This is a genomic window from Pseudomonas sp. R1-18, from assembly GCF_051132095.1.
Taxonomy (GTDB): Bacteria; Pseudomonadota; Gammaproteobacteria; order Pseudomonadales; family Pseudomonadaceae; genus Aquipseudomonas.
The window spans coordinates 1724161-1737051 of the sequence record NZ_CP071658.1; the positions used below are offsets into that span (position 1 = coordinate 1724161).

General features: G+C 60.7%; 14 protein-coding genes. 8 read left to right on the forward strand and 6 right to left on the reverse strand.

What is annotated here, in order from left to right; all coding sequences use genetic code 11:
• Positions 1-337: 337 nt before the first annotated feature.
• A complete protein-coding gene (gene sthA, locus J3P77_RS08095; RefSeq protein ID WP_434680969.1) occupies positions 338-1732 on the forward strand; it encodes a Si-specific NAD(P)(+) transhydrogenase in 1395 nt (464 codons plus the stop codon).
• A 42-nt stretch (positions 1733-1774) separates the two neighbouring features.
• Here the strand turns inward: sthA and J3P77_RS08100 are convergent, their stop codons facing one another.
• Together J3P77_RS08100 and J3P77_RS08105 are read right to left on the reverse strand one after the other, a co-directional pair.
• Positions 1775-2497, reverse strand: a complete 723-nt coding sequence (locus tag J3P77_RS08100; RefSeq protein ID WP_434680970.1) for a glycerophosphodiester phosphodiesterase — start codon at positions 2495-2497, stop codon at positions 1775-1777.
• 57 nt (positions 2498-2554) lie between these two features.
• On the reverse strand, positions 2555-3142 hold the full coding sequence (locus J3P77_RS08105) for a PilZ domain-containing protein (protein ID WP_434680972.1): 588 nt from the start codon (positions 3140-3142) through the stop codon (positions 2555-2557).
• Between the two features lie 112 nt (positions 3143-3254).
• Here J3P77_RS08105 and J3P77_RS08110 point away from each other — a divergent pair, with 112 nt between their 5' ends.
• The 4 genes from J3P77_RS08110 (at position 3255) to queF (ending at position 7451) form a co-directional block, all read left to right on the forward strand.
• Positions 3255-4505 (forward strand): lipoprotein-releasing ABC transporter permease subunit, encoded by a 1251-nt coding sequence (locus tag J3P77_RS08110; RefSeq protein WP_434680974.1) that lies wholly within the window; start codon positions 3255-3257, stop codon positions 4503-4505.
• A 7-nt stretch (positions 4506-4512) separates the two neighbouring features.
• Positions 4513-5196 (forward strand): lipoprotein-releasing ABC transporter ATP-binding protein LolD, encoded by a 684-nt coding sequence (gene lolD / locus J3P77_RS08115; protein WP_434680975.1) that lies wholly within the window; start codon positions 4513-4515, stop codon positions 5194-5196.
• Positions 5197-5256: 60 nt separating this feature from the next.
• Positions 5257-6501, forward strand: a complete 1245-nt coding sequence (locus J3P77_RS08120; protein WP_434680977.1) for a lipoprotein-releasing ABC transporter permease subunit — start codon at positions 5257-5259, stop codon at positions 6499-6501.
• 119 nt (positions 6502-6620) lie between these two features.
• Positions 6621-7451, forward strand: coding sequence for an NADPH-dependent 7-cyano-7-deazaguanine reductase QueF (gene queF / locus J3P77_RS08125; RefSeq protein WP_434680978.1), 831 nt, complete (start codon positions 6621-6623; stop codon positions 7449-7451).
• Between the two features lie 121 nt (positions 7452-7572).
• Here the strand turns inward: queF and J3P77_RS08130 are convergent, their stop codons facing one another.
• Positions 7573-7842, reverse strand: a complete 270-nt coding sequence (locus J3P77_RS08130) for a DUF4404 family protein (protein WP_434680979.1) — start codon at positions 7840-7842, stop codon at positions 7573-7575.
• 106 nt (positions 7843-7948) lie between these two features.
• Positions 7949-8563, reverse strand: a complete 615-nt coding sequence (locus J3P77_RS08135) for an HAD family phosphatase (protein WP_434680980.1) — start codon at positions 8561-8563, stop codon at positions 7949-7951.
• A 190-nt stretch (positions 8564-8753) separates the two neighbouring features.
• On the opposite strand from J3P77_RS08135, the gene J3P77_RS08140 reads away from it, so the two are divergent.
• On the forward strand, positions 8754-9455 hold the full coding sequence (locus tag J3P77_RS08140) for an MlaA family lipoprotein (protein ID WP_434680981.1): 702 nt from the start codon (positions 8754-8756) through the stop codon (positions 9453-9455).
• A gap of 94 nt (positions 9456-9549) precedes the next feature.
• On the opposite strand, the gene J3P77_RS08145 is transcribed toward J3P77_RS08140, so the two are convergent.
• A complete protein-coding gene (locus tag J3P77_RS08145) occupies positions 9550-9849 on the reverse strand; it encodes a PilZ domain-containing protein (RefSeq protein ID WP_434680982.1) in 300 nt (99 codons plus the stop codon).
• A gap of 267 nt (positions 9850-10116) precedes the next feature.
• On the opposite strand from J3P77_RS08145, the gene rssB reads away from it, so the two are divergent.
• Both rssB and rssC read left to right on the forward strand, forming a co-directional pair.
• Positions 10117-11301 carry a two-component system response regulator RssB gene (gene rssB / locus J3P77_RS08150; protein WP_434680983.1) on the forward strand — a complete coding sequence of 395 codons (1185 nt, stop codon included), beginning with the start codon at positions 10117-10119 and terminating at the stop codon, positions 11299-11301.
• Positions 11298-11783, forward strand: coding sequence for an anti-sigma factor antagonist RssC (gene rssC, locus J3P77_RS08155; RefSeq protein ID WP_434680984.1), 486 nt, complete (start codon positions 11298-11300; stop codon positions 11781-11783). The genes rssB and rssC overlap by 4 nt, the downstream gene beginning before the upstream one ends.
• 162 nt (positions 11784-11945) lie before the next feature.
• Here the strand turns inward: rssC and tal are convergent, their stop codons facing one another.
• Positions 11946-12872 (reverse strand): transaldolase, encoded by a 927-nt coding sequence (gene tal, locus J3P77_RS08160; protein WP_434680985.1) that lies wholly within the window; start codon positions 12870-12872, stop codon positions 11946-11948.
• Positions 12873-12891: the final 19 nt, after the last annotated feature.

The following is a 12891-nucleotide window of genomic DNA, read 5'->3' on the forward strand; positions in this document are numbered from 1 at the left end:
AACCGTTCCAGCCGCTTTGCTGCGACATCGCGTAACTTGACAAAAGGATTTATATCCATGTCTATGAGCTTAAAGGCGGTTTTAGCTTGTGCCATGGGGACGCTGAAGCGGGCGGTTTAACCTCGACCAGCGGACGTTTCAACCACGCACCTTTCGGGCCCTTGGCGTGCAACCCGGTGGTGGGCGATTGGCCCGCCACTCTCAACCGGACACACAAAAGTGGCCTTCGACGCGACCAAGGGTTAATGTTCGCTGCGTCGATGCCGCGCTAGACTGCGCCGCGTGATTTAGCCGGAGATGCCAGAGTGGCACCTCGGTCCGTTCTATAGGAGTACGCATGGCTGTCTACAACTACGACGTGGTGGTGCTGGGTTCCGGCCCGGCCGGGGAAGGCGCGGCGATGAACGCTGCGAAGGCGGGGCGCAAGGTCGCCATGGTCGACAGCCGTCGGCAGGTGGGCGGCAACTGCACTCACTTGGGCACCATCCCGTCCAAGGCCCTGCGTCACTCGGTCAAGCAGATCATCCAGTTCAACACCAACCCGATGTTCCGCGCCATCGGCGAGCCACGCTGGTTTTCTTTTCCGGACGTTCTGAAAAACGCCGAAATGGTCATCTCCAAGCAGGTCGCGTCGCGCACCAGCTATTACGCGCGCAACCGCGTCGATGTGTTCTTCGGCACCGGCAGCTTTGCCGACGAAACCAGCGTCAACGTGGTGTGCACCAACGGTGTGGTGGAAAAGCTGGTCGCCAACCAGATCATCATCGCCACCGGCTCGCGCCCTTATCGCCCGGCCGACATCGACTTCAGCCACAAGCGCATCTATGACAGCGACACGATCCTGAGTCTGGGCCACACGCCGCGCAAGTTGATCATCTATGGCGCCGGTGTGATCGGCTGTGAATACGCCTCGATCTTCAGCGGTCTGGGCGTGCTGGTCGAGCTGGTGGACAACCGCGATCAGTTGCTCAGCTTCCTGGACACGGAGATCTCCCAGGCGTTGAGTTATCACTTCAGCAACAACAACGTCATGGTCCGCCATAACGAAGAATACGAGCGCGTCGAGGGTCTGGAAAACGGCGTGATCCTGCATCTCAAATCCGGCAAGAAGATCAAGGCCGACGCCTTGCTCTGGTGCAACGGCCGGACCGGCAATACCGACAAGCTGGGCCTGGAAAATATCGGCCTCAAGGCCAACGGCCGTGGGCAGATCGAAGTCGACGAGAACTATCGCACCAGCGTTTCCAACGTGTATGGCGCAGGGGACGTGATCGGCTGGCCGAGTCTGGCCAGTGCCGCGTATGACCAGGGCCGCTCGGCCGCCGGTTCAGTGGTCGATAACGGCAGCTGGCGTTATGTCAACGATGTGCCGACCGGCATCTACACGATTCCCGAGATCAGTTCGATCGGCAAGAACGAACACGAGCTGACTCAGGCCCGCGTGCCGTACGAAGTCGGCAAGGCGTTCTTCAAGGGCATGGCGCGCGCGCAGATTTCCGGTGAGCGGGTCGGCATGCTGAAGATCCTGTTCCACCGCGAAACGCTTGAAGTGCTGGGCGTGCATTGCTTCGGCGACCAGGCATCGGAGATCGTGCATATCGGTCAGGCGATCATGAACCAGGAAGGCGCGGCGAACTCGATCAAATATTTCGTGAACACCACGTTCAACTACCCGACCATGGCCGAAGCCTATCGGGTAGCTGCCTATGACGGCCTGAACCGGCTTTTTTGAGCGGCTCCGGCCGGTGGCCTGAGCCGGCCGGGGAGACCGATTTCAGCGATTCCCGAGGGTGGCGGTGGCCAAACCGGGAAAGTCTGTAATCAGGCTGTCGACGCCGAAGTCGGCGAGTCTGCGCATCAGCGCGGGCTCGTTGACGGTCCATACCGAGACGTGCAGACCTTGCCGTTCAGCCTTGAGCAGACGTTCAGGCGTGCACAGCGTCCAGTTCAGCGCAAGGATTTCACAACCGTAGTTCTGCGCGACCTTCAACGGGTCGAGCCAGGCGTACTCCGCGACCAGGCCGCGTGAAATGTCCGGCGTCAGCTCCAGGGCGGCACGCAACACTTCCCGGGAACTCGACGTAATCGTCACCTTGTCCAGCAGTCCATGGCGCTGCACCATCTCGCGGATCGCCAGCACGGTATTGGCCGCGCGGGTGCGCGACGCGCTCTTGACCTCCAGCTGCCAGTGCTCGAAATCGCACTGCTCGAACAGTTCTTCCAGTCTCGGAACAGGGCAAGGCTTGATCCAGCCCGGTCCGCCCTGGCGCGCGTCATAGGTCACCAGATCGGCCGCCGCATGTTCGTTGACCTTGCCGCCGCGGCCGGTGGTGCGCTTGAGCGTCGGGTCATGAATAACCATCAGCTCGCCGTCGCGCGACAAGTGCAGGTCCAGTTCGCAGCGGCGCACGCCATGTTCAAGGCATCGTTTGAAACTGTTGAGGGTGTTTTCCGGTGCTTCGCCCTTGGCGCCGCGGTGGCCGTAAATGAGGGTCACGATTACTCCTGGCCTGAAAGGCACCAATACAGACATGAATTCATTGGGTGAGGGCGATCACGCTTGAGGCGGCTCGCTTTGCTCCAGCGCCTGACGACGTTGTTGAGCCTGGCGTTGCAGCACGTGGCGCGCCAGCAGCTGGCGCTGCGCGTCCGGCAGGTTGACGAACTCGGTGCCGATCACAAAACGCCCGTCGCCTGCGGCGTCGCAGTGGGTGACCCTGGCTCGCAGCAGCAGGCCGGAGGCTTGCGGCATCAGCACCATTTTTACCGACAGCAACTCGCCGGGCGCAAAATCCTGATACGAAATGAATTCCACACCGCCTTCGGAAAGCCTCACCGGTTGCGGTTCGCCCAATTCGCCCAGAGCGGTGTGCGCGACTACCCGGCCGAGCAGGTCGATGCGTTTGGTCAGCGCCTTGAGAAAGCTGTTGAGCACCCGGTCGCGCTCGTCCAGCTGGCGCAGCAGGTGCTGGGATTCGAACTCGCTGACATGCAGTTCGCTAAGCAGATCGAATAGCGCCGAGGTGTCTTCGGCCGCGTCCTCGCCGGCCTGGCCGGATCGGGAAAGCGGGTTAATTTCCAGTGCGACGCGATCCTCGATACGGTAGTATTCGCGGCGTTCTTCTTCATCTGATGTCGACATGGCGAACCCATGGTAGAGGCGGTGGTCGGAAATATCTGAGTGTTTCGAGTGTAAAGCTGCACGTCGAAGCCCGCCACACGGACGTCCCCATTCCTGCGAACAAATTCCCTAAATGTTCAGACCTCTTTTTGTATTCATTGGCACGCGCTACACCCGTGCGAAACGACGCAACCATTTTGTTTCCTTCATTTCCCTGACTTCCATGATCGGCCTGGCGCTGGGCGTCGTGGTGATGATAGTCGTGCTATCGGTCATGAACGGTTTCGACCATGAAATGCGTACCCGCGTGCTGGGCATGGTGCCGCACGCGACCATCGAATCGGGCGACCCGATCAGCGACTGGCGAGCGCTGGCCGACAAGGTTCGTGAAAATCCCCAGGTCCAGGCCGTCGCGCCATTTACCCAGATGCAGGGTCTGCTGACCCATGACGGCAAGGTGCAGAAGGTCCTGCTCAACGGCATCGACCCGGCCCAGGAAGGCAATGTTTCGATCATCGACAAGTTCGTCAGGCAGGGCCGGCTCGACAGTCTGACGCCCGGCAGCTTCGGCATCATGATCGGCGACAAGGCCGCCACCAAACTGGGCGTTGGCGTCGGCGACAAGCTGACCTTCGTCGCCCCCGAGGTGACCATCACGCCAGCCGGCATGTTTCCCCGCATGAAGCGCTTCGAAGTGGTCGGTATCTTTCACGTCGGCGCCGGAGAGCTGGACGGCTATCTGGGGCTGACCAACCTGGATGATCTGGGCCGCCTGCATCGCTGGAAGCCCGAACAGGTTCAGGGTCTGCGCCTGAAGTTCGCCGACCTGTTCGACGCCCCGCGAACTTCGTGGGACATCGCGCAGAAGCTGGGCGAGAACAAGTTCTATTCCCGGGACTGGACCCGCACCCATGGCAACCTGTATCAGGCGATCCGCATGGAAAAAGCCATGATCGGCCTGCTGCTGTTGCTCATCGTGGCCGTGGCGGCGTTCAACATCATTTCCACCCTGGTGATGGTAGTCAACGACAAGAAAGGCGATATCGCCATTCTGCGTACCCTGGGCTCGACGCCGCGACAGATCATGGCGATCTTCATGGTGCAGGGCACGGTAATCGGCGTGGTGGGCACGCTGATCGGAGCCGCGCTGGGCATCCTCGCCGCGCTCAACGTCAGCTCGGCGATTTCGGCGCTTGAAGGTCTCATCGGCCACAAGTTTCTCAACGCCGACGTCTACTTCATCGATTACCTGCCTTCGCAGCTGATGGCCCAGGACGTGTTCCAGGTCTGCGGCGCAGCGTTGGTCCTGAGTTTCCTCGCCACCTTGTATCCCGCCTGGCGTGCCGCGCGCACCCAGCCGGCGGAGGCGCTACGTTATGAGTGAGTCGGGCATGTTGGATAAAGCAGTATTGAGTTGCCGCAACCTGGGTAAATCCTACGAGGAAGGGCCGGAATCGGTCGTGGTGCTGTCGGGCCTGCAGCTGGAATTGCATGCGGGCGAGCGCGTCGCGATTGTCGGCAGTTCGGGTTCTGGCAAGAGCACTTTGCTCAACCTGCTCGGCGGCCTGGATACGCCTTCCGAGGGCAGCGTCTGGCTGGCCGGCGAAGAGCTGTCGGCGCTGGGTGAAAAGGCGCGCGGCCTGCTGCGCAATCGGGCGCTGGGTTTCGTCTACCAGTTCCACCATCTGCTGCCGGAATTCACCGCGCTTGAAAACGTCTGCATGCCGTTGCTGATCGGCCGCACCGCGATTCCCGAGGCCCGCCAGCGTGCCACCGCCTTGCTGGAGCGCGTCGGTCTGGGTCATCGACTGGCGCACAAACCCGCGGAACTGTCCGGCGGCGAGCGCCAGCGCGTGGCCATTGCCCGGGCGCTGGTCAACCAGCCGGGTCTGGTGATGCTCGACGAGCCGACGGGCAACCTCGATCACCACACCGCCCAAGGCATCCAGGACCTGATGCGCGAGCTGAGTACGTCGTCGCGCACGGCGTTCCTGGTGGTGACCCACGACATGAGTCTGGCCCGGCAGATGGACCGAGTCCTGCGTCTGGAAGACGGTCGCCTCGTCGCCGCTTGATTCAGTGGCCCGGCGCAATCCATCGCGCCGGGGTTTTCAGCCTCTTCACGGTGCTCGCGAATGTTCAGACCGTTACCCATGTTTATCGGCTTGCGCTATACCCGCGCCAAACGCCGCAAGAATTTTATCTCGTTCATTTCGATGACTTCGATGATCGGCCTGGCGCTTGGCGTGTTGGCGATGATTGTGGTGCTCTCGGTCATGAACGGTTTCCAGCGCGAGATGAGTTCGCGCATCCTTGGCATGGTGCCGCACGCGATGATCGCCGGTGCGACCCCGCTCGACGACTGGAAGCCGGTAGCTCAGGCCGCCATGAGCAATCCTGAAGTCACCGCGGCAGCACCGCTTACCGAGATGGAAGGCATGCTGTCCTACAAGGGTTCCATGCAGCCGATCCAGATCAGCGGTGTGGATCCGGCGCTGGAGCATGAAGTCTCGATCGTTACCCGGCACATTACCCGCGGCGCGCTCGAAGACCTGCGGCCCGGCGAATTCGGCGTGGTGCTCGGCGACCTCACCGCGCGGCGTTTTCGTCTGAGCGTAGGCGACAAGCTGACCCTGATCGTGCCGGAAGTCAGCAGTGCGCCGGGCGGCATCACACCGCGCATGCAGCGCCTGACAGTGGTTGGCGTGTTCAAGGTCGGCGCCGAGCTGGACGGCTCGATGGCATTGATCAATATCGCTGACGCCGCCCAGATGCAGCGCTGGCAGCCGGGTCAGGTGCAAGGCGTGCGGCTGGCGCTGAAAGACCTGTACCAGGCGCCACAGGTGTCATCGCGGATAGCCTCGGGGCTGGGCGCGGGTTATCGTGCTGACGACTGGACCCACACCCAGGGCAGCCTGTTCAGTGCCATGAAGATGGAAAAGACCATGATCGGCCTGTTGCTGCTGATGATTGTGGCGGTGGCGGCGTTCAACATCATCGCGACGCTGATCATGGTGGTCAACGACAAAGGCGCGGACATCGCGATTCTGCGCACCATCGGCGCGACGCCGCGGCAGATCATGGCGATCTTCATGGTCCAGGGGACAGTCATCGGCGTCGTAGGCACGCTGATCGGCGGTGTGCTGGGCATCATTGCGGCATTGAACGTCAGCAGTCTGGTGGGCTGGATCGAGCGCGTCAGCGGCCAGCACGTGTTCAGCTCGGATGTGTACTTCATCAGCAACCTGCCATCGGAGTTGCAGGGCGGTGATGTGCTGTTGATTTGCAGCGCCGGTTTCATTCTGAGCTTTCTCGCGACGATCTATCCGGCGTGGCGCGCCGCGCAGATCGAGCCGGCACACGCGTTGCGCTACGAGTAACGGCCGATCATCAATTGGTAGCTTGCGCCGGCTTGCCCGAGCCGGCGGATTTTCTCGCTGAAAGACTTGTGCAAACCCTATAAACTCGCCGGGTTATTTCGCAAGCTTCAGGTATTGCCATGCATCCCGCCGCCGAACATTCACCGCTGGGCAAGTCCAGTGAGTACATCGCCACCTATACGCCGTCGTTGCTGTTCCCCATTCCGCGTGCGGCGAAGTGGGCGGAGCTGGGGCTGACGGCACAAACCCTGCCTTACAAGGGCGTCGATTTCTGGAACTGCTACGAGCTGTCGTGGCTGCTGCCCTCGGGCAAGCCGGTGGTGGCTATCGGTGAATTCAGCATTCCGGCCGACTCGCCGAATATCATCGAGTCCAAGTCCTTCAAGCTGTACCTCAACTCGCTGAACCAGACGGCATTCCCTGACGGGGCTCAGTTGCAGGCGACGCTTGTGAAGGACCTGTCGGCAGCCGCCGGCAAGCCGGTGGGCGTGCGCATCCGCAGTCTGGCGGACATCGAAGGCGAAGGCGTGGCTGCCTTGCCGGGCGTGTGTGTCGATGAACTGGATGTGAGCATCAGCAGCTATGACCGTCCGCAGCCTGAGCTGCTGCGTTGCGACGAGTCGCGCGTGGTGCAGGAGAGCCTGCACAGCCATCTGCTCAAGTCCAATTGCCCGGTAACCAGCCAGCCCGACTGGGGCAGTGTGGTGGTGGACTACCGCGGCGCGGCGCTCGATCACGCCAGCTTTCTGGAGTACATCGTCAGCTTCCGCCAGCATTCGGATTTTCATGAGCAGTGCGTCGAACGCGTCTTTCTCGACCTTCAGCGCCTGCTGAAACCCGAGCGCCTGACGGTTTATGCACGTTACGTGCGCCGTGGCGGGCTGGACATCAACCCGTACCGCAGCACCGAAGTACTGGATGTGGACAACCACCGACTGGCGCGGCAGTAGGCTCTGATCCCCGGGTCACCTGTGGGAGCGGACTTGCCCGCGAAGATGCCGTTACATCCATGTCGCCTGAAAATTGCCCTTCGCGGACAAGTCCGCTCCCACAGGCAAGCGACGGACTATCTCAAATCCCGATATTGCCCAGCGTCTGTACGATATTGCGCAGGGTGCCGGCGATGGCGGGATGTTCCAGTTCGAAGCGTTCCACGGCCAGGTTCACGCCGTCAGCCAGGCTGGCGTCCTGTTCGTGGGTGGCGTTTTCCAGCGCAATTTTGGTTTCAATTTGTTGCATCAACTCGCGCAGATTATCGCGCTCGGGCTCGGAAAGCGGTGGGTTCTGCTCCAACTGATCACGCAGGGTGTTGAGCTGTTCTTGCAGTTCGCGGGCAGGCATCGCGTGCTCCTTCTCTGATAAGTCTGAGTCATGGACTGCACCGTGCGGCGAAAGGTCCGTGATGTACCAAGACTAATCCACTACGCAGCAGCTTGCATGGAGCGCGTCATGGCTTCTCGCCCTTGCTGCGTCGCAGGGCGATATCGTTCAGGCACGATTGCAGTTCACCTAGATGATCGATCACTGAATGCACGCCCAGCGCATACAGCTCAAGGGTGGCCGCAGCCCGACGGCGCTCGCGCTGCGCGTCGTCCAGTGCCTGCCACTGCGCGGGAGAAAGACCGCAAAGCGGTCCGCATGAGGCCAGCCCGATGGTCCATAGGCCGGCATTGAGGCCCGATTGCAAAAGGCGCGGGTCTCCACTGATCAGCACGCAGCCGTCGAGCTGAGTAACGTTCAGCGCCATCAACGCGTGCCAGCAGGCGTCAGGCGCGGGCCATTCCGCCTTCGGGCGTGGCGCGCGGGTGATCCAGGTGCCGAGCGGGCGAGCGAGCCTCTGGCTCAGGTCCTCGGGCAGCTCATCAATCCAGGCGCACGGAACGCCTTGATGGTTCAGTGCCTTGAGTATCTCCAGCGCGCCGGGCGTGGCCTGCGCCCAATCCTCCGAATGATGATCGGAGCGCTGGCGCGCAGCCTGCGCACCGAAGTCAACCAGACAGCCGCTAAGGCCGAACACCAGGGCGGGGAAGACAGGCAGGGGAATGGCGGCCGGCGCAAGCATTGGGAATATCCCTGAAATACCCACGCACGCTACCGGCCTTAGATGACAGTCGGATGAACGACCGATGAAGGTGTTTATCGACTTTGCGGCACTGACAGAACTGCCTTATTTCCAGCGGAACGCTTTATACTGCCGACCTCGCGTGTGGGGCGCAGCGCCCGCGTCACTATTTCGATAAGGAGTGTCCGCTATGCCCGTGACTGGTGCAGGCTTCATGAAACGTCTGGCTCAACTTTCCATCTGCGCCGGTATCGCGCTGGTTCCTGTTGCCGTGCAGGCAGCCGAGGACGACCCATGGGAAGGCGTCAACCGTGCGATCTTCCGTTTCAACGACGTGCTCGACACTTACACCCTGAAGCCGATTGCGCAGGGTTACCAGTACGTCGCGCCACAGTTCGTGGAAGACGGCGTGCACAACTTCTTCAACAACATCGGTGATGTCGGCAACCTTGCCAACAACGTGCTGCAAGCCAAACCCGCCGCCGCGGGCGTCGACAGCGCGCGCCTGATCTTCAACACCACGTTCGGCCTGCTGGGCTTCATTGACGTCGGCACCCACATGGGCCTGCAACGCAACGACGAAGACTTTGGCCAGACGCTGGGCTATTGGGGCGTGCCGAGCGGGCCGTTCGTGATGCTGCCGCTGCTGGGCCCGAGCACCGTGCGCGATACCTTCTCGCGGGTGCCTGACAGCTACGCCACGCCTTATCGCTATATCGATCACGTTCCGACCCGTAACTCGGCGCTGGGCGTGAATATGGTTGATACCCGCGCCAGCCTGCTGCCTGCCGAGCGCATGATCAGCGGCGACAAATACACTTTCATCCGTAACGCTTACCTGCAGAATCGCGAATTCAAGGTGAAGGATGGCCAGGTCGAAGACGACTTTTAATGGCCGGGATGTTTGTCGAAATGAAAAAAAGGCGACCTGAGGTCGCCTTTTTGCTGAAAGTGTGAACCGGTGCCCAAACGAGCACCCCCGGCGCTCAGTGCATCGCAACGATGGACAAGCCCAGTTTCTGCCCGCCGCCTTCCTGATCGGTAACCCAGACGACCTCGGTATCGGCTTCCAGACCGCTGAGCGCCGGGTGATCCGAATCGATCCGCACGCTCAATCGATCCCCGATCTTGAACGAACGCGGCGCCTGGACCTGCATGCCGGAGCTGGAAAGATCGATGCAGATGGCCGGAATCACCTGCCCGGCGTGGATCAGACTCACATCCGCGTCAACGCGCATGCGGATGTAATCCCGTTTTTCCTCGTAGTCGCGATCGGTTCGGCTCATGTCTCATCCTTCACTTTGGTTGCTGAGGTCAGGGTTCTTATAACTCCCGGTGATTTGCGATGTAAAGACGCAGTACCGGTACGGCCATACGCTTGAAACGCTTGTCGGATGGGAGTACCGTCTGCGCCTTGAAGGGCACCTCTGAGACACCGACACCGGCGTTATTGCCGTCGAAAGTCATTGCAGAGAGGCTAGAAGCGAATCCAGTAAGCAGGTCCCGGTTAACCGGGCCGCCTACACCAACCTGATCTGGCGCCGTTTGCCCACATGCCAAAATCCAGTGCTACGCTGCTGATTATCGACGACGACGAAGTAGTGCGGGCAAGCCTTGCCGCCTATTTGGAAGACAGTGGGTTCAGCGTCCTGCAAGCGAGTAACGGCCTGCAGGGATTACAGATATTCGAGGAGCAACGGCCGGATCTGGTCATCAGCGATTTGCGCATGCCGCAGATGGGTGGCCTGGAGCTGATTCGTCAGGTGACCCACATTTGCCCGCAAACGCCGGTCATTGTTGTGTCCGGCGCCGGTGTCATGAGCGACGCGGTCGAGGCCTTGCGTTTCGGTGCGGCCGATTACCTGATCAAGCCGTTGCAGGACCTGGCGGTACTCGAACATTCCGTACGACGTGCGCTGGATCGCTCGCGGCTGCTCAAGGAAAACCAGGTCTATCGCGAAAAGCTGGAAACGGCCAATCGCGAACTGGAAGCGAGCCTGCATCTGTTGCAGGAGGACCAGGACGCCGGGCGTCAGGTGCAGATGAACATGCTGCCGATCAGCCCCTGGGCCATCGACGAGTTCCAGTTCGCGCACGAAATCATTCCGTCGCTCTATCTGTCCGGCGATTTCGTGGACTATTTCCGGGTCGATGAGCGGCGGGTTGCGTTCTACCTGGCGGACGTGTCCGGTCACGGTGCGTCATCGGCGTTCATCACAGTACTGCTGAAGTTCATGACCACGCGCCTGCTGTTCGAGTCCAAGCGCGGTGGAAACCTTCCGGAGTTCAAGCCGTCTGACGTGCTCGGCCACATCAACCGTGGTCTGATCAGTTGCAAGCTGGGCAAGCATGTCACGATGGTCGGCGGTGTGATCGATGAAGAAAGCGGTAAGCTGACTTACGCAGTCGGCGGGCACTTGCCTCTGCCGGTGATGTACAGCGCCGGTGAAGCCACCTATCTGCAGGGTCGTGGCCTGCCGGTGGGGCTGTTCAATGAGGCAACTTATCAGGACCATGAGCTGGATCTGCCGGCTTCGTTCAGTCTGACCATGCTGTCCGACGGCATACTGGACTTGTTACCCGGTGATACACTCAAGGAGAAAGAGGCCGTTCTGCCAGAATTGGTGAAGACGGCCGGCGGCAGCCTGGATGGTCTGCGGCAGGTTTTTGAATTGGCAACGCTAGGGGAGATGCCGGATGATATCGCCTTGTTAGTGTTAAGCAGGAATCTTGAATGAGTACCGGTAGAATCCAGTTCGCCGAGCAGGAAGGCACCTTCGTCCTCAAGTTCGTAGGCGAGGTGCGGTTGACGCTGTGTTCGGCTTTGGATGCAACGATCGAGCGAATTTTCACGGCTCTGAACTTCTCGGCTGTGGTGATCGATTTGACCGAAACTCGCAGCATCGACAGCACGACGCTCGGGCTGCTGGCCAAGCTGTCGATCCTGTCACGGCAAAAGGTGGGCTTGCTGCCCACGCTGGTGACCACACACGAAGATATTACCCGCCTGTTGCAGTCGATGGGCTTCGATCAGGTGTTCAACATCGTTGATCGGCCGATCCCCTGTCCTGATTGCCTGACCGATCTCCCGTCGCAGGATCAGCGCGAGGATGTGGTCAAGGCCAAGGTTCTGGAAGCGCACAAGATCCTCATGGGCTTGAACGACTCCAACCGGGAAGCGTTCCATGATCTGGTGAATGCGCTGGAAGGCCAGCGCTAAGCGTCATATCACGCCGCTGGCAGTAGCGCGCTTGCCTGCGACCGGCTGACAGAAGCCTATCGCCCGGCAGTACGCAGTGGCGGGCAAGCGCGCTCCTACAGAGTCAAGCCGATAAAAAAGGGCGACACCCGCAAAGGTGTCGCCCTTTTTCGATTACCGCATTCAAGCCTTGGCGGCGAGCAATGCTTCGAGTTTTTCCTGGTCGCGGGCAAACTGGCGAATGCCTTCGGACAACTTCTCGGTCGCCATCGCATCCTCGTTCGAATCCCAGCGGAACTGGCTTTCGGTCAGGCTCTGGCGTGGTTCGCCCGCGTTGCCCGGGGCGAGTTTCTGCTCCAGAGAACCGGTGTCTTCAGCCAGCTGCTTGAGCAGATCCGGGCTGATGGTCAGGCGGTCGCAGCCGGCCAGCTGTTCGATCTGGCTCAGGTTACGGAAGCTGGCGCCCATTACTACGGTCTTGAAGTCATTGGCCTTGTAGTAGTTGTAGATGCGGGTGACCGACTGCACGCCCGGATCTTCCGCGCCGACATAATCCTTGCCCGACGATTTCTTGTACCAGTCGTAGATACGGCCCACGAATGGCGAGATCAGAAATACCCCGGCCTCGGCACAGGCAACGGCCTGCGCGAAGGAGAACAGCAGGGTGAGGTTGGTCTGAATGCCATCCTTCTCCAGTTTCTCGGCAGCGCGGATGCCTTCCCAGGTCGAGGCCAGTTTGATCAGGATGCGGTCACGATTCACCCCGGCCTCTTCATAAAGGCTGATCAGGCGCTCGCCGCGCTCGATCATCGCCGAGGTATCGAACGAAAGACGCGCATCGACTTCAGTCGAAACGCGGCCCGGCACCACTTCAAGAATCTTGCGACCGACAGCAACGGCGAAGCGGTCGCTGGCCAGACCGATGTCGCCCTTGCTGCCGCTGAACGCTTCGGCCAGCAGTTGCGCATTGCTTTCGCTGGAAGCGGCCTTGAGCAGCAATGAAGGGTTGGTGGTTGCGTCCTGAGGCTTCAGGCGGGCAATGGCGTCAAAGTCGCCGGTGTCGGCAACGACGGTAGTGAATTGCTTGAGTTGTTCCAGCTTGGAGGTCATGTGCGTGCTCTGTCCTGTG